The organism is Pseudomonas sp. FSL R10-1339 (assembly GCF_009600545.1).
GTDB lineage: Bacteria > Pseudomonadota > Gammaproteobacteria > Pseudomonadales > Pseudomonadaceae > Aquipseudomonas > Aquipseudomonas bubulae.
This window is the reverse complement of record NZ_WIVQ01000013.1, coordinates 55797-76143: the sequence shown is the minus strand read 5'-3', so window position 1 is coordinate 76143 and position 20347 is coordinate 55797. Positions and strand designations below refer to the sequence as shown.

The window sequence follows — 20347 nt, the reverse complement described above, 5'->3', positions numbered from 1 at the left end:
GAGCTGCTGGCGCAACTGACCGTGGGCGCGCCACCCGATGCACTCAACCGCGCAGGCCAGGGCTGGGGCATCTCGGCGTTTTCCCCCGAAGGCCTGAAGCGCAATGGTTTTCGTGCCTTTATCGAGATGCTGCGGGCCAATTTTGCCCATGCTGGCGGGCTGCGCATCGACCATGTGCTGGGTTTGCAGCGCCTGTGGGTAATACCCCTGGGGGCTTCGCCCGATGAAGGCGCCTATCTGTATTACCCGATCGACGACCTGCTGCGCCTGGTGTGCCTTGAATCGGTGCGCCACCAGGCCATCGTGCTGGGCGAGGACCTCGGCACCGTACCTGACGGCCTGCGGGAAAAGCTCAGCGAGCGGGCAATCCTGGGCATTCGCGTGCTGCTGTTCGAGCAGGACTACGGCGCGCGCTTCAAACCGATTCTGGACTGGCCGGACGATGCCCTGGCCACCACCAGCACCCACGACCTGCCGACACTCACCGGCTGGCTGCACGGACGCGATATCGACTGGAATGAACGCCTGGGCCTGATTGACCCGGTCACTGCACACCACTGGCGCGAAAGCCGTCAGCGCGAGTGCGAAGGCCTGGACCTGGCCTTGCGCCTGGATCCGCAAAACTTTCAGGAAGAAGCCCAGGGCAACGCCCCGACACTGGACGCCAGCATCCGTTATCTGGGGCACACCCGTGCGCCGCTGGTACTGCTGCCAATCGAAGATGCACTGGGGCTCGAGGAGCAAGCCAACTTGCCCGGCACCGTCAGCGGCCACCCCAATTGGTGCCGACGTCTGCCGGGCGACGGCAATACCTTGCTGGACGCCATCGATGCCACCCAACGTTTTGAACTGCTGGCCTGCGCCCGCCAGCAAGCCCACGAGCGAGACCGCTAAATCACCCATGAGCAAGGAGCTTCACCATGAGTAATGACGACAAGCACATTCGTGAATTTGCCTACCAGATCTGGGAGTCTGAAGGTCGCCCGGAGGGCCAGGAGGCGCGTCACTGGGAAATGGCCCACAAACTGGCCCAGGCACAAGCCCTGGCCCCTTCCAAGGCAGCCCCCAAGGCCACCAAGGCCACCAAGGCCAAGGCCGCAGCAAAACCTGCCGGCGAGAAAAAGCCCCGGGCACCGCGCAAGCCTGCCTCGTCTTGAGTCCACCTTCCCCCTTGTGGGAGCGCCAGCTCGCGATTGCCTCAACCCGGCCAACGGATTGAACCGCAGAAGTGCAATCGCAAGCCCGCCCCCACAGGCCACCTACACCCAAAAATCCGGTTGTGCAGGAGCAGGTCATGAGTAAACACACGTCAGCACCGCCCACTGGCGACCCCTTGCGCATCCGCGAAGGGCTGCCCTTCCCCCTTGGGGCCACCTGGGATGGCCTGGGCGTCAACTTTGCCCTGTTCTCGGCCAATGCCACCAAGGTCGAGCTGTGCCTGTTCGATGCCGCAGGCGAGGTCGAGCTGGAGCGTATCGAGCTGCCCGAGTACACCGACGAGACCTTCCACGGCTATCTGCCGGACGCCCATCCCGGGCAGGTCTACGGTTATCGCGTGCATGGCCCCTACGACCCGGAAAATGGCCATCGCTTCAACCACCACAAACTGCTGATCGACCCCTACGCCAAACAGCTGGTGGGTGAACTGAAGTGGTCCGAGGCCCTGTTTGGCTACACCATCGGTCACCCGGATGCCGACTTGAGCTTTGATGAACGGGACAGCGCGCCCTTCGTGCCCAAGTGCAAGGTCATCGACCCGGCGCACACCTGGGGTCATGACCACCGCTTGAGCGTGCCTTGGGAACGCACCATCTTCTACGAGGCCCACGTGCGCGGCATCAGCATGCGCCACCCCGCCGTGCCGGATGCGGTGCGTGGTACCTTTGCCGGCTTGATGATCGATGAAGTGGTTGAGCACATCACCGACCTGGGCGTAACCAGCATCGAGCTATTGCCGGTGCATGCCTTCGTCAATGACCAGCATCTGCTGCAAAAAGGCATGACCAATTATTGGGGCTACAACAGCATCGCTTTTTTTGCCCCCGACCCGCGCTATCTGGCCAGCGGCAAGATTGCCGAGTTCAAGGAGATGGTGGCGCGCCTGCACAAGGCCGGCCTCGAGGTGATTCTGGATGTGGTCTACAACCACACCGCCGAAGGCAACGAACAAGGTCCGACCCTGTCCATGCGCGGCATCGACAACGCCTCGTACTATCGCCTGATGCCCGAGGACAAGCGCTACTACATCAACGATTCCGGCACCGGCAACACTCTGGACCTTAGCCATCCATGCGTCTTGCAGATGGTCACTGACTCGCTGCGCTATTGGGCCCGGGAGATGCACGTCGACGGTTTCCGCTTCGACCTGGCGACGATTCTGGGGCGCTATCACGACGGCTTCAACGAACGTCACAGCTTTCTGGTGGCCTGTCGCCAGGACCCGCTGCTGCGCCGGGTAAAAATGATTGCCGAACCTTGGGACTGTGGCCCCGGTGGCTACCAGGTCGGCGGCTTCCCGCCCGGCTGGGCGGAATGGAACGACCGCTTCCGCGACACCGTGCGCGCGTTCTGGAAAGGCGACGAAGGCAAACTGGCTGAATTTGCCGGGCGCATGACCGGTTCGGCCGACCTGTTCAACCACCGGGGCCGAAGGCCCTATAGCTCGGTCAACTTCATTACCGCCCATGACGGCTTCACGCTGCACGACCTGGTGTCCTACAACGATAAACATAACGAGGCCAACGACGAAAACAACCAGGACGGTAGCAACAACAATATTTCCTGGAACCACGGCGTCGAAGGGCCCACCGACGACTCCGAAATCAACGCCTTGCGCCAGCGCCAAATGCGCAATTTCATGGCCACCCTGTTCCTGGCCCAGGGCACGCCGATGCTCGTGGCCGGCGACGAATTCGCCCGCACCCAGCACGGCAACAACAACGCCTACTGCCAGGACAGCGAAATCGGCTGGATCAACTGGGAACTGGACAAGACCGGCAAATCCCTGCTGACCTTTGTCAAACGCCTGATCAAGTTACGCATGCAGTACCCCATCCTGCGGCGCGGCCTGTTCCTGGTGGGGCACTCCGTTGACACGCCCGAGTACAAGGACGTGACCTGGCTGGCCGCCGATGGCAACGAGATGACCACCGAACAGTGGCAGGACGCCGAGGCCCGGTGCATGGGCATGCTGCTCGATGGCCGGGCGCAGGTATCCGGGGTGCAGCGCGCCGGCGCTGATGCCACCTTGCTGATCGTGGTCAATGCCAACCACGACCCGGTCAACTTCAACCTGCCCAAAGTGCCCCACGGCATCAGCTGGTCATGCCGGCTCGACACCACTGACCCGAGCATCAAGGGCCCGCAGCATCTGCCCTTCAACAAACCCTACAATGTCACCGGGCGTTCGCTGGTGCTGTTTGAATTGCAACACACCGAGGTGTCGTGAATGTATTGATAAACATCAAGTGCACCCCCATAAAAAGCGGCAAGCTGTGACTGTAACTTGCCGCTTTGAAACTGCCCCTGACAGAGGAGTGACCATGCCTACCGAACAAGCTGTCGGCAATACACTTTTATCTGCCACCCCGGCAACAGCACCTGCCGTGCATCGAATCAAGGTGCTGACGGTCAATACACACAAGGGCTTTACCGCCTTCAACCGCCGCTTCATCCTGCCCGAACTGCGCGAAGCCGTGCGCAGCACCGGTGCCGATCTGGTGTTTTTGCAGGAAGTGCTCGGCGAGCACGGCAAGCACGCCTCACGTTATGAAGACTGGCCTGCCACCTCACAGTACGAATTCCTCGCCGACAGCATGTGGAGCGACTTTGCCTACGGGCAAAATGCCGTTTACCCCGACGGTCATCACGGTAATGCCCTGTTGTCCAAGTACCCGATCAAGGCTTCGCGCAATCTCGATGTGTCGATCACCGGGCCTGAGCGGCGCGGCTTGCTGCACTGTGTGCTGGATGTGCCGGGGCATGACAATGTGCATGCCATTTGTGTGCATTTGAGCCTGCTGGAAAGCCATCGCCAACTGCAGATCGTGTTGCTCAACCAACTGCTCAAATCCTTGCCGCCCCATGAGCCGGTGATCATTGCCGGTGACTTCAACGACTGGAAGCAGCAAGGCAATGCTGCCCTGCGCCAGCGTGACGACCTGCATGAGGTGTTTGAGCGCCATCACGGCCAAGTGGCCAAGAGCTATCCCGCGCGCTGGCCACTTCTGCGTCTGGATCGTATCTACTTGCGCAATGCTCGCAGCCAAAATCCAGAGATCCTTGGCAATAAGCCGTGGAGCCATTTATCCGATCATTTACCGTTGGCGGTTGAGGTGCATCTGTAATACCGAGGTGCCCGCCTGCCCTCACCCCAACCCTCTCCCGAGGGTGAGGCCTGGGGTAAGGGCGCTGTTGCTCTACCCCGTCACCGGCCGCAATATCAGCACCCCCAGCGGCGGCAGATTCAAGGCCAGCGATACGCCCTGACCATGGCTGGCTACCTCCTGGGTCACCACCCCGCCGCCGTTGCCATAATCGGAACCGGCATAGATCGCCGAATCACTGTTGATAACCTCCTGCCAGGTACCGGCAAATGGCACACCGATCCGATAACCTTCGCGCGGTACCGGGGTAAAGTTGGTCACCACCAGCAAGGGCGAACCGTCCTTGCTCCAGCGTAGCCACGCATAAACGCTGTTGGCTGCGTCATCGCCAATCAACCACTGGAAACCCTGCGATACATCATCCTGCTCATACAGCGCTGGCTGCTCGCGGTACAAACGATTCAAGTCGCCAACCAGTTTTTGCACCCCCCGGTGCTCGGGGTATTGCAGTAAATACCAGTCCAGTTGCTGATCATGATTCCATTCACGCCACTGGCCGAATTCGCAGCCCATAAACAGCAGTTTCTTACCCGGATGTGCCCACATAAAACTCAAGTAAGCACGCAGATTGGCGAATTTCTGCCAGCGATCACCGGGCATCTTGTCGATCAGCGAGTGTTTGCCGTGCACCACTTCATCGTGGGAGATCGGCAGGATAAAGCGCTCGGTCCAGGCGTACACCAGGCCAAAGCTCAGTTCGTTGTGATGATGGGCGCGGTACACCGGGTCTTGCTGGATGTAATGCAGCGAATCGTGCATCCAGCCCATGTTCCATTTGTAGGAAAACCCCAGCCCGCCCTGATCGGTGCTCTCGCTGACGCCGGGCCAGGCCGTGGACTCTTCGGCAATCACCAGCGCGCCTGGTACCTCGTAGGCAACCACATCATTGAGATGGCGCAAAAATTCTATCGCTTCGAGGTTTTCCCGCCCGCCATGCCGGTTGGGCACCCACTCACCAGCCTTGCGCGAATAGTCGCGGTACAACATGGACGCCACCGCATCCACCCGCAACCCGTCGACATGAAAGTGCTTGAGCCAGTGCAAGGCCGAGGCAAGCATAAAACCATGCACTTCGGTACGGCCCAGGTTGTAAATCAGGGTGTTCCAGTCCTGATGAAAACCTTCAAGAGGGTTGGCGTATTCGTACAGTGCCGTGCCATCAAACTGCGCCAGCCCATGGGTATCGTTGGGGAAATGCGCTGGTACCCAGTCCAGAATCACACCGATACCGGCCATATGACAGGCATTGACGAACGCGGCAAAATCATCAGGCGAACCATAGCGGGCCGTCGGCGCAAATTGTGACAGAGGCTGATAGCCCCAGGAGCCTCCAAACGGGTGTTCCATGATCGGCATCAGCTCGATATGGGTGAAACCCAGTTGCTGCACGTAAGGGATCAGGCGCTCGGCCAGCTCGGGCCAGGTGTACTGACGCTCGATGTCGCCAACATCATCGGTCTCGCACTGCCATGACCCTGCATGTAACTCGTAAATTGACAACGGTGCGTCACGGCGCTGACGCTGCTCACGGGCTTGCATCCAGTCACCATCCTGCCAGTCGATGGCCAGGGGTGACGCCACCTTCGACGCCGTATCAGGCGGCAACTGAGTGGCCAGCGCCACAGGGTCGGCCTTGAGCGGCAAGATGCCGTGGGCGCCAAGGATTTCGTATTTGTACGCCTCGCCCGCCTGCAGGCGCGGCACAAACAGCTCCCACACGCCGTTGGCGTGGCGCAGGCGCATGGGGTGGCGACGGCCATCCCAACCATTGAAATCGCCTACCACAGACACCCGCCGCGCATTTGGCGCCCACACGGCAAAGCGCACCCCCGGCACGCCATCAACCTCCAGCAATTGCGCCCCGAAGCAGCTGCTTAAATCACGGTGGTTGCCTTCGGCAAACAGGTACAAGTCCATCTCACCCAACAACGGACCAAAACTGTAAGGATCTTCGCTGGTTTGCACGGCATTGCCCCAATCAACCTGGAGCAAGTACGGCCGCGCCTGTGTGAAATGCCCGACAAAAAGGCCGGTGACTTGTGCGTCATCAAGGCGCCCGAGTACTTCACCGGTATCCCTGGCGAGTACATTGACACTGACCGCGCCGGGCAAAAAAGCCCGGACAAACTGCCCGCCTGCAGCATCGGCGTGAGGCCCCAGCACCGCAAACGGATCGGGGTGTTCGGCTTTGGTCAGTGCGTCGATGTCCGTAGGGGCGGGTAACAGCGAGTCTTTACCTTTACCAGTATCCATGCTCGAACTCATGCTGCTCTCCGTCTGGTAAAGGTTGTGCATGCCTGTGCATACGTTTCGGTCTTCGACTTGGCCTATGTCCTGAATCCACAGTCCCACCAAGACTAGCTCTTGTGGGGCACCCCGTGAGGGCTAATTACCCTTGGTTTATGCAAAACCCATGCAAATATTGCGGTACGCGCAGCGCAGTGCGCCGTCGGTCACGTGAGCGGAATCAAACCTGCCATCACACGGTCAACCGTCCGACAGCCCTCTACATCCCGCCACCGAGAGGTCATCGTGATGAGTATCCCCATTGCACCTGAAACCCCTGACCCCAATATCGACCAGCCAGCTTTGCCGCCCGTTCCCGGGCCACAACCGCAACAGGAGCCGCCCGAGCGTGACCCGCAACCCATGGGTGACCCGCCCTGTGAGCAAGTGCCGCGAAAGGTAAAGACTGAAAAGTTCTAATTACGGCAAATAACAAGGAGCGGTATGGCAGCGCACATTCAAACAGCATGCCGCTCGTCGCTTTTTTTGAAAAAAAGTCATACCCGTACTACAGAGCGGGCTTACAAGTATTCTTTAAAACAGGCCCTACCAAAAACAAACAAACATTCACAAGCATTTGAAATTTTTTAATATTTTCAGGCGAAGCATATAAAAGCCCTCACGCAAATGAAATAAGATCATCGCAAAGGTTTCAGGAAGCCTTAATAAGCTATAGGGAAAACTATACGACTACTGTAGGAGCAATCTTAAACAAGATGTGCATATTTTTGACAAACTTCAAGGCAGGTATTAAATCTACAAAGATGCTCTTTCCTTAGCAGGTACCACATGCACAAGAATACAGGATCTCGAGCCTTTCAACTGGCTATGATTTTTATCAAGGAACAGCTCAAGGAACCGACTGCACTGTTCTGGATATTACTGTCGCCCGGTGCTGTTTTCTATCTGCTGATCTACTCGAAAGGAGACGATAATTTCAATCAAGATTACAGCGCTGTCACCGCATGGTTTTATGCCTATATATCTTCAAGCGTAGCGTTCTTTGGATTTTCTTTTTATATCATTGGCCGTCGAGAAAGTGGTTTCATCCGTTCATTCATTTATACGCCACACGCCAGAGCAGTGTTCCTGATAGCGCAACTCATCGCTTACTCCACAATCGCCTGCTTGTACTGCTTGTTTTTTTACATGATGACACGGCTCCCTTTTGGGGGTTACTCCACTTATGAAGCCTCAATACTCATGATCCGATTTTATAGTTGCTTTATTTTATTCTGCTCACCCGGCCTGCTCATTACCGCACTACCACTCAACTTCCAAACGGCCAACGCTGTTTTTTCAATCTTATCTTTTATCATGCTTGCCCTCGGGGTAGCACAAGCTGCCCTTCCTGAACCCACCTATTTCCCAATTGAATTATTCAACCCTCTAAGCCTTGGCAAAAGCATTATGCAACAGGGCATACAACCGCTATGGAAAATCATTATCAGCATTTTTGCGACCTTCATCATCGCCTTGTTATTGGCCTGCAAGTACTTGCGTATCAATCCAGTATGGAGCCGCTACTAATGAGTATTTTACAGGCAGACTGCATTGATTTCCGCTACCCAGAAAAACCGCTTTTCAGCCAAGCTAGCCTGCAGGTTTGCTCAGGCTCAATGACTGGTTTACTAGGACCTAATGGTGCAGGCAAGACCACGTTCTTTGATATTTTATGCGGTTTAAAAAAACCAGATAATGGCCAGATCACAAACCCTTTTACTCAACAACTTTATTTATCTCAGACGCTAATGACACCTCCCGCGTTGCGCATGTATGACATTTTCAAAATGACGGCCTTACTCTGCTCGCCCGCCCCCATCAACAAATGCCATATACAAGAGAAGCTGGCCCGTTGGAGCCCTCGAATCCTTGACCGCTACAACGAGATCTGGAGCAAAAAATCCTCTCTGTGCAGTTACGGTGAAAAACGCTGGTTCTTCACCGTTTCACTGCTGTCGGTCGCAGCTGATTTCTACATTTTGGATGAACCCACTGCAGGGGTAGATCCGGAATTTCGCTTTCATATCTGGCAATGCCTGCGCGGTGCGGCACAGGACGGGGCGGCAATCCTTGTGTCCTCGCACAATGTCGATGAAATCAGCGAAAACTGCCAAGGCTTTTACATGATCAGCCAACAGAAATTCCTACACTTTGAAGACGGTGAAGCGTTCAAATATCACTATCAGGCCAGCACCCTCGATCAAGCCTTTATCAAGGCCGCATGTGGGGCTGACATGCACAAGTCATCACAACCCATCAGACCGTGATTCGCAGATTTTCTTGACCCCGATCACCCCCTGTACCACCCAACTGCGTTACAGGCGTGCAAAGCCAGCAAAACCGGGGCAGAACCTCGGGTGCAGCCGATTGTCGCAGGCCGCCTGAAAGCGCCATCTGATCCGCTATTAATTCAAATAACTGAGTCTGTTATGCAAACAGTTCGCTGGGCATAGTGCTCGGGCCTGATGGAGGCTGATGAGCGAAAGACCATGAGCGAACAAATTCCCGTCCAGATACTTGAATCATTTGAGGCTCCCCGACCAAGAGCCGCAAAAACCAATAACAAGTCCAGCGACAACCTGATTCATACCCGCAGTTTCACCGGCCTGTTTCGCACCCTGCGAATCGTGGGAGCAGGCCTGTTGTTTTTACTGTTCTTTGGCACCGTATGGCTCAACTGGGACGGCCGTCAGGCAGTGCTGTGGGACTTGTCTGAAAGCAAGTTTCATATATTCGGCGCTACCTTCTGGCCGCAGGATTTCATCCTGCTTTCGGCACTGCTGATCATTGCCGCCTTTGGCCTGTTTGCAATCACGGTATTTGCCGGGCGCGTATGGTGTGGCTACACCTGCCCGCAGAGCACCTGGACCTGGCTGTTTATGTGGTGCGAAAAGATCACCGAAGGTGACAGAAACCAGCGCATAAAGCTGCAAGCAGCGCCCTGGCGCCTGAACAAGATCCTGCGCCGAACGGCCAAGCACTCGTTGTGGCTGGCCATCAGCGTGATGACGGCACTGACCTTTGTCGGTTATTTCACCCCGGTACGGCCACTGGCCACAGAGCTGCTGACCCTGGAGATCGCCGGTATCAGCCTGTTCTGGATGCTGTTTTTCACCGGCGCCACCTATATCAGCGCCGGCTGGCTGCGCGAGGCAGTGTGCATGCACATGTGCCCGTATGCACGGTTCCAGAGCGTGATGTTCGACAAGGACACCCTGGCCATTTCCTATGATGTGGCCCGCGGCGAAAACCGCGGCCCGCGCAAACGCGGGGTCGAACCCAAGCAGGCCGGGTTGGGTGATTGCATCGATTGCTATATGTGTGTGCAGGTATGCCCCACCGGGATAGATATTCGCGATGGCTTGCAGATGGAGTGCATCGGCTGCGCGGCCTGTATCGATGCCTGCGACTCGGTGATGGAGAAAATGGGTTACGCTCCGGGCCTGGTGCGTTATACCTCCGAGCACGAATTGCAAGGCGGCAAGACCCATCTGCTGCGCCCGCGGCTGATCGGCTATGCCGTGGTGCTGGTGGTGATGATCGGCGCGCTGGTGATGGCGCTGAATATGCGCACCATGGTGTCCCTGGATGTGATCAAGGACCGCGGCCTGTTCCGTGAAAACAGCCAGGGCCAGATCGAGAACATTTACAGCCTGAAAATCATCAACAAGACCCAGGAGCCTCAGCACTACCGGGTTTCGTTGCAGGACGGCGAGGCGTTCCAGTTGCAGGGTAAAACCGAACTGACCCTGGCCCCCGGCGAGATTGTCGACGTACCGGTGTCTGTGGCCCTGCTGGCCGAGCGCCCGAAAAGCAGCTCGCAGACCATCGAGTTTGTGGTCACTGACACTGATGAACCGAGCGTACGCAGTGTGGCCAAAAGCCGTTTTGTTGCCCCGCTGAACCGTTAAGCTGCAAATACTTTGTGTGGGAGCGGGCTTGCTCGCGACAGGATCGCTGCGGTGTGTCAGACAAATCGCAGTCAGGCCATCGCGAGCAAGCCCGCTCCCACACCATTGCCCCGCCAGTAACCCAACGCCGGACCGAGCCTTATTCCATGAAACGCTACGAAAAATTTGCCGACGATATTGCCGAACTGATTCGCTCCGGGGTGCTCGGCCCCGGCCAGCGCGTGCCTTCGGTGCGCTATGCCAGCCAGACCTACGGCGTCAGCCCCTCGACGGTTTTTCAAGCCTATTATTTGCTGGAGCGTCGCGGTTTGATCCGGGCCAAGCCGCGCTCAGGCTATTTCGTCAACACCCATGCACCCAGTCCGTTTTGCGAGCCAGTGTTCAGCAGCCACGTCACCGAGTCCACCCAGGTGGATGTCAGCGCCCTGGTGTTTTCGGTGCTGGACTCGATCAAGGATCCGCACACCGTACCCTTTGGCTCGGCCTTCCCCAGCCCGATGCTGTTCCCTTTGCAACGCCTGGCCCGCTCGATGGCCACCGCCAGCCGCGAAATGGACCCGCGCATGGTGGTGACCGACATGTCCCCCGGCAACCCGCAATTACGCCGGCAAATCGCCCTGCGCTATATGGTCGGCGGGCTGATGCTGCCGATGGAGGAACTGCTGATCACCAATGGCGCGCTGGAGGCCCTCAATCTGTGCCTGCAGGCCGTCACCGAACCCGGTGATCTGGTGGCCATCGAAGCCCCGGCGTTCTACGCCTGCCTGCAAGTGCTGGAACGGCTCAAGCTCAAGGCCGTGGAAATCCCGGTGCACCCGCGAGATGGCATCGACCTCGGCGTGCTGGCACAAACCCTTGAGCGCCACCCGATCAAGGCCGTGTGGTGCATGACCAGCTTTCAGAACCCGATTGGCGCGACCATGCCAGAGGCCAAGAAACAGGCACTGGTGAAGTTGCTGAGTGACCATCAGGTGCCGTTGATCGAAGACGATGTGTATGCCGAGCTGTATTACGGTCAGCACCCGCCCAAGCCGGCCAAGGCGTTTGATACCGAAGGGCTGGTGATGCATTGCGGCTCGTTTGCCAAAAGCCTGGCCCCGGGCTATCGCATTGGCTGGGTGGCTGCGGGGCGTTACGCGCAGAAAATCGAGCGGCTTAAACTGATGACCTCGCTGTGCGCCTCCATGCCGGCCCAGGCGGCGATTGCCGACTATTTGCAACATGGCGGCTATGACCGCCACCTGCGTAAATTACGCTATGCCCTGGAAGAGCAGCAAAGCGCGATGCTGGCAGCGATAGGGCGTTATTTCCCGGCACAAACCCGGGTCAGCCAGCCATCGGGAGGGTACTTTCTGTGGCTGGAGCTGCCCGAGCAAATGGACTCGCTCAAGCTGTTTCAGATGGCGTTGGCCCAAGGTATCAGCATTGCGCCGGGGCCGATCTTCTCGGCTACCCAACGTTTTAGAAACTGCATCCGCCTGAACTACGGCAGCCCATGGGACGCTGCCTGCGAAAAGGCCATGGAGACCCTGGGCAAAATCGTCAAATCGTTCACTTGATGCCCTCGTTCCTTCGGCAGTGGCTACAAAGTCTGAAGGACATTTCAACTGTGGGAGCGAGCAGGCTCGCTCCCACAGGGAGGGTTGACCGGCAACAGCGTATCTACAGGGATCGCAATCTCACCCCGGCATACAGGTGAAGTCCGCCGTGTGGGCCACTTCCTTGCCGTGGCCATCCACCAGGCGTGCACTCACTTCAGGCCCCAGGCTCGATTCGATCAATTCGTAATGCTCACCCGCTTTAAACCCGCTGTAGTTGACCTTGCCCTGGCAATCCACCTGGTTTTCATCACCCGTGGCACCTTCATACAGGGTCACGTCCAGCCGGTGGGCACCAGGCGTGACTTCAAAATAGCGGCCATCGTTGATGCTTTTGCCGTCTACACGTTCGGCCATCAGGTCACTGTTGCCCTCTTCTTTCAGTCCGATCCAGGCTTCGCCCGGGTCCTGCTTGGGCATGGGCCCTGCACAAGCCGACAGCAACAGCACCAGGCTCAGGGACGGAATCAGCAGAAGCGGTTTAAGGTTCATCGCAGTCGAGCCTCGAAACAATAGAGTAGGCCGCAAGCTTGCGGCGCCTCGCGCCTTGCGCCAAATGAATGAAAATGAAGGGAATTTCAGCCCTTTCCTAAAGGATCCTTCACGTTGCTGAAAGCTGAACGTTAGGTTTGAGCGGTGAGACTGCCGAGGTTTGCAATTCCACTCCTCGGAGGTTCTGGCATGCTCGGGCTGGTAAAGACCGCACTGCACAAGCCGTACACGTTTATCGTGCTGGCCATTTTCATCTGCATCATCGGGCCACTTGCCGCTGTGCGGACCCCTACTGATGTATTTCCTGATATTGGCATTCCGGTAGTCGCCGTGGTCTGGCAATACACCGGCCTGGCACCTGCCGACATGGCCGGCCGGGTGATCTACACCTACGAACGCTCGCTGAGTACCACGGTCAACGACATCGAACATATCGAGTCGCAGTCATTGCCCGGCATGGGCATCGTGAAAATTTTCTTCCAGCCCGGCGTCGATATTCGCACCGCCAACGCGCAAGTGACCGCCGTGTCACAGACCGTGCTCAAGCAGATGCCGCCGGGGATTACCCCGCCACTAATCCTTAATTACAGCGCGTCCACGGTGCCGATCCTGCAACTGGCGTTCTCCAGCCCGACACTTTCGGAAGCCAAAATCCGCGACCTGGTGCAGAACAATATCCGCCTGCCCCTGAGCGCCCTGCCGGGCCTGGCCATGCCGACGCCGATGGGTGGCAAGCAGCGTCAGATCACCCTCGACCTTGACCCCCAGGCACTGGCTGCCAAAGGCCTGTCCGCACAGGATGTGGGCAATGCCCTGGCAGCGCAAAACCAGATCATCCCGGTGGGCACCGCCAAGCTTGGCACCTATGAATACACGGTGTTGCTCAACAACAGCCCCAAGGCCATCGACGAACTCAATGACCTGCCGATCAAGACCGTCAATGGCGCCCTGATCACCATTGGCCAGGTGGCCCACGTACGTGACGGCTCGCCGCCGCAAACCAATATCGTGCGCGTCGACGGCCATCGTGCGGTGCTGATGCCGGCGCTGAAAAACGGCAATATCTCCACCCTGTCGATCGTCGACGGCATTCGCGCAATGCTGCCGCGTATCAACGAAACCCTGCCACCGTCGCTGAAAACCTCGTTGCTGGGCGACGCTTCGGTGTTCGTCAAGCAATCGGTGGGCAGCGTGGCTCAGGAAGGCATCATTGCCGCCCTGCTGACCAGCGCGATGATTCTGCTGTTCCTCGGCAGCTGGCGTTCAACCCTGATCATTGCCGTGTCGATCCCCCTCGCCGTGCTGTCGGCCATCGCCCTGCTGGCCCTGAGCGGGCAAACGCTCAACGTCATGACCCTTGGCGGGCTGGCGCTGGCCGTGGGGATTCTGGTGGACGATGCCACAGTAACCATCGAGAACATTAACTGGCACCTCGAGCAAGGCAAGTCGGTGCGCGATGCGATCCTGGACGGCGCCAAGCAGATTGTCGGCCCGGCGTTCGTGTCGCTGCTGTGTATTTGCATCGTGTTTGTGCCGATGTTCATGTTGCAGGGCATTGCTGGCTATCTGTTCCGGCCGATGGCGCTGTCGGTGATTTTCGCCATGGGCAGTTCCTTTATTCTGTCGCGCACTCTGGTGCCGACCCTAGCGATGTTTCTGCTTAAGCCACATGTGCCGGAACAAGGTTCAGGGCATCACCCGGAAGACGGCTACATCAACCATCACGAGGGCGATCAGCACACCCGCCAGCACTCGGCACCAGTGCGTGCACTGCTAAAGCTTTCAGGCGGGATTCGAGCGCCGTTTTTCGGCAGTACGGGACGCTTACTACGCCGTACTGGAACTGGCCCTGGCCAATCGCAAACGCTTTCTGCTGGGTTTTATGGCCTGTGTACTGGCCTCCTTTGCCTTGCTGCCAAGCCTGGGCCAGGACTTTTTCCCGGCCACCGATGCCGGTGCCCTGGCCTTGCATGTGCGCTTGCCGCTGGGCACTCGCATCGAAGAAAGCGCTGCGGACTTCGATCGCATTGAGTCACGGATTCGAGAAATCATCCCCGCCGAGCAACTGGACACAGTGATCGACAATATCGGCATTCCGCTTAGCGGCATCGATATGGCCTACAGCAGCAGTGGCACAATCGGCCCGCAGGACGGTGATATTCAGGTCACCCTTAAAGAAGGCCACAGCCCGACGGCCGACTATGTAAAACGCTTGCGAGAAGCCCTGCCGGAGAGTTTCCCCGGCAGCCAGTTTGCCTTTATGCCTGCAGATATCAGCACCCAGATCCTCAATTTCGGAGCACCGGCTCCGCTGGACGTGAAAATTTCCGGGCGTGACGACGAGGCCAACCGCGCCTATGCCCTGGAGCTGCAACGTCGCCTGCAACATGTACCGGGAATTGCCGACCTGCGTATTCAGCAGTCGGTGGGTTACCCGTCGCTGCAGGTCAAGGTGGACCGCCTGCGCGCCAATGGCCTGGGGATTACCGAACGGGATGTGACCAACAGCATGGTGGCCTCCCTGGCGGGCAGCTCCCAGGTGGCACCGACCTTCTGGCTCAACCCGCAGAACGGTGTGTCTTATGGTGTGGTAGCCGCAACGCCGCAGTATCGTCTGGACAGCCTGCCGGCCCTCGAAGCCCTGCCCGTGACCGGCAGTAACGGCCAGTCACAAATCCTGGGCGGGCTGGCGACTATCAGCCGTGTGCAAAGCCCGGCCGTGGTCACTCACTACAACATTCAGCCGACGCTGGACCTCTACGCCAATATTCAGGGTCGCGATCTGGGCTCGGTGGCGGCCGATGTGCAAAAAGTGATTGATGGCGCAGCCAACCTGCGGCCCAAAGGCGCAATCATCAGCCTTCACGGCCAGATCGATGCCCTGCATGAAGCCTTCAGCGGTCTGAGCTTCGGCCTGCTCGGCGCGGTGGTGCTGATCTACTTGCTGATCGTGGTCAACTTCCAGTCCTGGGTCGATCCGTTCGTGATCATCACTGCCCTGCCCGCGGCCCTGGCCGGGATTGTGTGGATGCTGTTTCTCAGTGGCACCTCGCTGTCGGTGCCCGCCTTGACCGGGGCTATTTTGTGCATGGGGGTGGCTACCGCCAACTCGATCCTGGTGGTGAGCTTCTGCCGCGAACGCCTGGCCGAACATGGCGACGCTCTCAAGGCCGCAATGGAAGCGGGCTATACACGTTTCAGACCCGTGTGCATGACTGCACTGGCGATGATGATCGGCATGCTCCCGCTGGCCTTGTCAGAAGAACAGAACGCCCCCCTGGGACGCGCCGTTATTGGCGGTCTGATGCTAGCCACCGTTGCCACCCTGCTGTTCGTGCCCGTGGTATTTAGCCTGGTGCACGGCCGTGAAAAAAATCGAGCTGCTGCTGGAGAAACTTCCCATGTCGTCTGATCAAAAACCCTCGCGCAAGCGCTTGATATACCTGGGCATCGGTGGCCTGACCCTGGCCGCCTTGCTGGTCGCCAATGGGCTGGCCGCCCGCAGTCGCCATGAGCACGCGGTGAGCCAATGGACCGAAGCGGCCGCACTGCCGATTGTCAACGTATTCCAGCCCCTGCAGAACGCCCATGGCGATACCCTGCGCCTGCCCGCGCATCTGGAGGCCTGGAGCAAGGCGCCGATCCATGCCCGGGTCAACGGCTACCTGCAAAGCTGGCAAACCGACATTGGCAGCAAGGTCAAGGCCGGGCAGGTCCTGGCGGTTATCGACAGTCCGGATCTGGATCAGCAACTGGCGCAGACCCGCGCCCATATGCTCCAGGAGCAAGCCAACGCCCGGCTCGCGGCCACCACGGCCACACGCTGGCAAAATCTGCTGGCAAGCCATTCGGTGTCGCGCCAGGAGGCTGACGAAAAGCTGTCCAATGCTGCCGCCGCCAAGGCCAATGCCCAAGCCGCTGAGGCGGATTACGCACGACTGTCGACGCTGGAAGCCTACAAGACCATTCGCGCACCTTTTGCCGGCACCATCACCGCGCGCAATACCGATATCGGCCAGTTGATCAAGGCCGACACCGACAGCGATACCGAGCTGTTCGATCTTGCCGACACGCACCAACTGCGCCTGTATGTGCCAGTGCCACAGAACTACGCCAGCGTGATCCGCCCCGGCATGCAGGTACAACTCAGTGTGCCGGAACATCCGGGGCAAATGTTCAATGCAAAACTGATCGGCAACTCGACAGCAATTGACCAGCGCTCCGGCACCCTGATGGCCCAGTTCGTCGCCCTCAACCCTGGTGACGCGCTGATGCCCGGCGACTATGCCGAGGCGCTGCTGTCGATCCCGGCCGATACCCATGGCGTCAGTATCCCGGCCAGCGCCCTGATTTTCCGTGCCCAGGGCACACAGGTGGCAGTGCTCGACAAGGCCCGGCATGTGCATTTGCAAACGATCCATATCGGCCTTGATCTGGGCGAACGACTGGTGATCGATCAAGGCCTTACGGCCACCGACACCGTCATCGACAATCCGCCCGACGCCTTGCGCGAAGGCGACTCGGTCAAGCTGGCCGACGCAGGAGCCCCCCATGCAGCCAAGGCTTAAACGCAGCGCCCTGTTACTGACCCTGGCGTTGCAGGGTTGCTCACTGGCACCAGGCTACAAGGCACCCGACCTCAAGTTGCCCGAGCACTACCGTGAGCAAACCAGCGACGGCCCGTGGCACAGCGCGCAACCTGCCGACCAGCTCTCACCACAGTGGTGGCGGGTATACCAGGATGAACGCCTGAACAGCCTGCAACAGCAGTTGCTCAAGGCCAATCCGGATCTGGCCGCGGCACTGGCCCACTTCGATGCGGCGCAGGCGTATGCCAGCCAGTTGCACGCTGGGCTGTTCCCACAAATTACCGCCAGTGGCCAGCCGTTGCGCCAGCGTCAATCGGACAACCGTCCATTGCGCGGCAGTACTCAGCCATCGGTCTACAACAGCAATACGGCGGGATTTGCGTTGAATTTCGACCTCGACCTGTGGGGCAAAATCCGCAATCAGGTGGCGGCGGGCGATGCTCAAGCCCAGGCCTCGGCGGATGACCTGGCCGTCGCGCGTTTGAGCCTGCAACGCCAATTGGCCAGCCTGTATGTGCAACTTGACGGGCTGGATGCGCAGCAGCAAATCCTCACCCGCTCGCTGGATGATTACGCTCAGGCCCTGCAACTGACCCGCTCGCGCTATCAGGGGCAGATCGCCTCGGAACTCGACCTGACCCGTGCCCAAAGCCAACTGGCCGAAGCCGAGGCGCAGCTGGATGACGTCCGCGCCCAACGCAACCTGACCGAACACGCCATCGGTGAACTGGTGGGCGAACCTGCCAGCAACTTTCAGCTGGTGGCCAACTCGCAAACGCTAAACCTGCCTGATCAACCGCGCACCCTGCCCAGTACCCTGCTGCAACGGCGGCCCGACATCGCCGCGGCCGAGCGCCGGGTTTTCGCCGCCAATGCCGGGATCGGCGTAGCCAAGGCCGCCTGGTACCCGGACTTCAGCCTGACCGGCCTGCTTGGCGGGCAAACCCAGGGTAGCGGCAATTTGCTGTCTGCCGGTAACAGGTTCTGGGCGTTGGGGCCGTTGGTCAACCTGCCGATTTTTGACGGCGGCAGGCTCGATGGCCAGGAACGCCAGGCCAGGGCCGAATTTGCAGAAGCATCAGCTCATTACCGTAGCCAGGTGCTGCACGCGGTGCGTGAAGTTGAAGACAACCTCGCCCAGCTGCGAGACCTGCAACAGGAAAGCCTCGATGAACAGGCTGCAGCCAACGCCGCCGAACACACCCGGGCAATCGCCACTCACAGCTATGAAGCCGGTGCGGTGAGTTACCTGGACGTAGTCACCGCACAGACTGCCGCCCTGCAGGCCCAGCGCCAGGTGCAGGCATTGCACACCCGACAGTTACAGGCCAGCGTAGGGTTATTGACGGCGTTGGGGGGTGGTTGGCAGGGCTGACGCCCTGCGCATCAGTGGGAGCAGGCTTGCCCGCGATGGCAACACCGCGATTTGCCTGACAGAACGCAGTGCTTGCATCGCGAGCAAGCCCGCTCCCACAGGTTGGGGCGTCTGTCTTATTTCTTCTCTTGTAGATAGATCCCGGCTGACTGACTACGTCCCGGGTAGGCGCAATTCACTGACCATTTTCGACGTAGAACACCACCTCGAAAAAAGACGCCAGGCTGCGCAATTGCTGCACAAATGCCCCGGTACAGAAAACACCTTCCGAATGATTGATCAGGCACACATTTACCCAGCCACGTCACAATCAAGTTGATAGGGGCCGGATCAGTCACCACAAAACCTGTAGCCGCTGCCGCAGGCCCTTCGCTTTTGGACAAAGCCCAGGGTTGCAGTGCAACCCATCGCAGCCTCGCTACGCTTCTCAACGACTACCTACGGTTTTCGACGCCGCCAACATTGCCTTAAGCAATACCGCGCATCCCGCTGCCAGATCCTTGGGATCGGCGTTTTCGATTTCGTTGTGGCTGATGCCGCCTTCACAGGGCACAAATATCATCCCTGCCGGACCCAACTCGGCCAGGAAGATAGCATCGTGCCCTGCCCCGCTGACGATATCCATGTTCGACAAGCCCAACTCATTGGCCGCATCCCGCACGGCGTTGACGCAATCAGGGTTGAAGTACAGCGGCGGAAAGTCTGCTGTGGGAGTCAGTTCGAAACTCAGGCCATGCTCCTCGCAGGTGGCTTCAATCACCCCACGCACTTGCTCGATCATCGAGTCCAGCCGCTCGGGCAGCAAATGCCGGAAGTCCAGGGTCATGCGCACTTCACCGGGGATAACATTGCGCGAGCCCGGATAGGCTTGCAGGCAACCCACGGTCCCGCAGGCGTGGGGTTGATGGCCAAGAGCTGCCTTGTTGACGGCGGCAACCACGGCCGCCGCCCCGACCAATGCATCCTTGCGCAGGTGCATGGGCGTAGGCCCGGCATGGGCTTCTACACCGCGCAGGTTGAGGTCGAACCATTTCTGCCCCAGGGCGCCAAGTACGACGCCGATGGTTTTGCGCTCGTCCTCCAGAATCGGCCCCTGTTCGATGTGAGCTTCAAAGTAGGCCCCCACCGGGTGGCCGTTGACCTGGCGGCTGCCAGCATAGCCAATTGCATTCAGGGCCTCACCCACGGTCACGCCCTGGGCATCGGTTTTGGCCAGGGTTTCTTCAAGGGTAAACTTGTCTGCAAAAACCCCGGAACCCATCATGCACGGCGCAAAGCGTGAGCCTTCTTCATTGGTCCACACCACCACTTCCAGCGGCGCGTCGGTCTCGACATTGAGGTCGTTGAGGGTGCGCAGTACTTCAACCCCGGCCAGTACGCCAAAGCAGCCGTCGAACTTGCCGCCGGTGGGCTGGGTGTCGATATGGCTGCCGGTCATCACCGGCGGCAAATCCGGATTACGCCCCGGGCGGCGGGCAAAGATATTGCCCACGGCGTCCACGCTGACGGTGCAACCGGCGTCCTCACACCAGCGTACAAAAATATCCCGGGCCTGGCGGTCCAGGTCGGTCAGGGCCAGGCGGCATACACCGCCCTTTACCGTGGCACCCAGCTGGGCCAGTTCCATTAACGAGGCCCACAGGCGCTCGCCGTTGATTAATGGCGCGCGGTGCTGCTGAAGGTCGTGTGCGGCGTTCATGATAGTTTC

At 58.9% G+C, this 20347-nt stretch carries 14 protein-coding genes and 1 pseudogene; 12 read left to right on the top strand and 3 right to left on the bottom strand.

Annotation, left to right across the window (positions count from 1 at the left end; all coding sequences use genetic code 11):
- The 4 genes from GHO03_RS06815 to GHO03_RS06800 form a co-directional block, all read left to right on the top strand.
- A partial coding sequence (locus tag GHO03_RS06815) for a 4-alpha-glucanotransferase (RefSeq protein WP_178110291.1) occupies positions 1-894 on the top strand: 894 nt, incomplete at its 5' end.
- A gap of 26 nt (positions 895-920) precedes the next feature.
- Positions 921-1157: a DUF2934 domain-containing protein gene (locus tag GHO03_RS06810; RefSeq protein WP_153399409.1), complete on the top strand. Its 237-nt coding sequence runs from the start codon at positions 921-923 to the stop codon at positions 1155-1157.
- Between the two features lie 137 nt (positions 1158-1294).
- Positions 1295-3448, top strand: a complete 2154-nt coding sequence (gene glgX, locus GHO03_RS06805; protein WP_153399407.1) for a glycogen debranching protein GlgX — start codon at positions 1295-1297, stop codon at positions 3446-3448.
- A 94-nt stretch (positions 3449-3542) separates the two neighbouring features.
- Positions 3543-4346: an endonuclease/exonuclease/phosphatase family protein gene (locus GHO03_RS06800; RefSeq protein ID WP_153399405.1), complete on the top strand. Its 804-nt coding sequence runs from the start codon at positions 3543-3545 to the stop codon at positions 4344-4346.
- Between the two features lie 72 nt (positions 4347-4418).
- On the opposite strand, the gene glgB is transcribed toward GHO03_RS06800, so the two are convergent.
- On the bottom strand, positions 4419-6638 hold the full coding sequence (gene glgB, locus GHO03_RS06795; RefSeq protein ID WP_372239737.1) for a 1,4-alpha-glucan branching protein GlgB: 2220 nt from the start codon (positions 6636-6638) through the stop codon (positions 4419-4421).
- A 282-nt stretch (positions 6639-6920) separates the two neighbouring features.
- On the opposite strand from glgB, the gene GHO03_RS25095 reads away from it, so the two are divergent.
- The 5 genes from GHO03_RS25095 (at position 6921) to mapR (ending at position 12144) form a co-directional block, all read left to right on the top strand.
- Positions 6921-7091, top strand: a complete 171-nt coding sequence (locus GHO03_RS25095; RefSeq protein WP_165446481.1) for a hypothetical protein — start codon at positions 6921-6923, stop codon at positions 7089-7091.
- Positions 7092-7460: 369 nt separating this feature from the next.
- Complete coding sequence (locus GHO03_RS06790; protein ID WP_095002368.1) at positions 7461-8201, top strand: ABC transporter permease; 741 nt, start codon at positions 7461-7463, stop codon at positions 8199-8201.
- A complete protein-coding gene (locus GHO03_RS06785) occupies positions 8201-8941 on the top strand; it encodes an ATP-binding cassette domain-containing protein (protein WP_133144385.1) in 741 nt (246 codons plus the stop codon). Before GHO03_RS06790 ends, GHO03_RS06785 begins: the two co-directional genes overlap by 1 nt.
- 222 nt (positions 8942-9163) lie before the next feature.
- Positions 9164-10585, top strand: coding sequence for a cytochrome c oxidase accessory protein CcoG (gene ccoG / locus GHO03_RS06780; RefSeq protein ID WP_095021199.1), 1422 nt, complete (start codon positions 9164-9166; stop codon positions 10583-10585).
- 146 nt (positions 10586-10731) lie between these two features.
- Positions 10732-12144 carry a GntR family transcriptional regulator MpaR gene (gene mapR, locus GHO03_RS06775; protein ID WP_095002453.1) on the top strand — a complete coding sequence of 471 codons (1413 nt, stop codon included), beginning with the start codon at positions 10732-10734 and terminating at the stop codon, positions 12142-12144.
- Between the two features lie 120 nt (positions 12145-12264).
- Here mapR and GHO03_RS06770 read toward each other — a convergent pair whose 3' ends face one another.
- Entirely contained in the window at positions 12265-12675 is a 411-nt protein-coding gene (locus GHO03_RS06770; protein WP_095018837.1) for a hypothetical protein, read from the bottom strand.
- A gap of 189 nt (positions 12676-12864) precedes the next feature.
- On the opposite strand from GHO03_RS06770, the pseudogene GHO03_RS06765 reads away from it, so the two are divergent.
- From GHO03_RS06765 to GHO03_RS06755, 3 genes and pseudogenes are all read left to right on the top strand, one after another.
- Positions 12865-16087 (top strand): annotated as a pseudogene (locus tag GHO03_RS06765) (efflux RND transporter permease subunit).
- Positions 16077-17243 carry an efflux RND transporter periplasmic adaptor subunit gene (locus GHO03_RS06760; protein ID WP_095002363.1) on the top strand — a complete coding sequence of 389 codons (1167 nt, stop codon included), beginning with the start codon at positions 16077-16079 and terminating at the stop codon, positions 17241-17243. The pseudogene GHO03_RS06765 and the gene GHO03_RS06760 overlap by 11 nt, the downstream one beginning before the upstream one ends.
- Positions 17227-18639, top strand: coding sequence for an efflux transporter outer membrane subunit (locus tag GHO03_RS06755; protein ID WP_095018835.1), 1413 nt, complete (start codon positions 17227-17229; stop codon positions 18637-18639). Before GHO03_RS06760 ends, GHO03_RS06755 begins: the two co-directional genes overlap by 17 nt.
- Before the next feature lie 427 nt (positions 18640-19066).
- Here the strand turns inward: GHO03_RS06755 and GHO03_RS06750 are convergent, their stop codons facing one another.
- Positions 19067-20338, bottom strand: coding sequence for a Zn-dependent hydrolase (locus GHO03_RS06750; protein ID WP_095021197.1), 1272 nt, complete (start codon positions 20336-20338; stop codon positions 19067-19069).
- Positions 20339-20347: the final 9 nt, after the last annotated feature.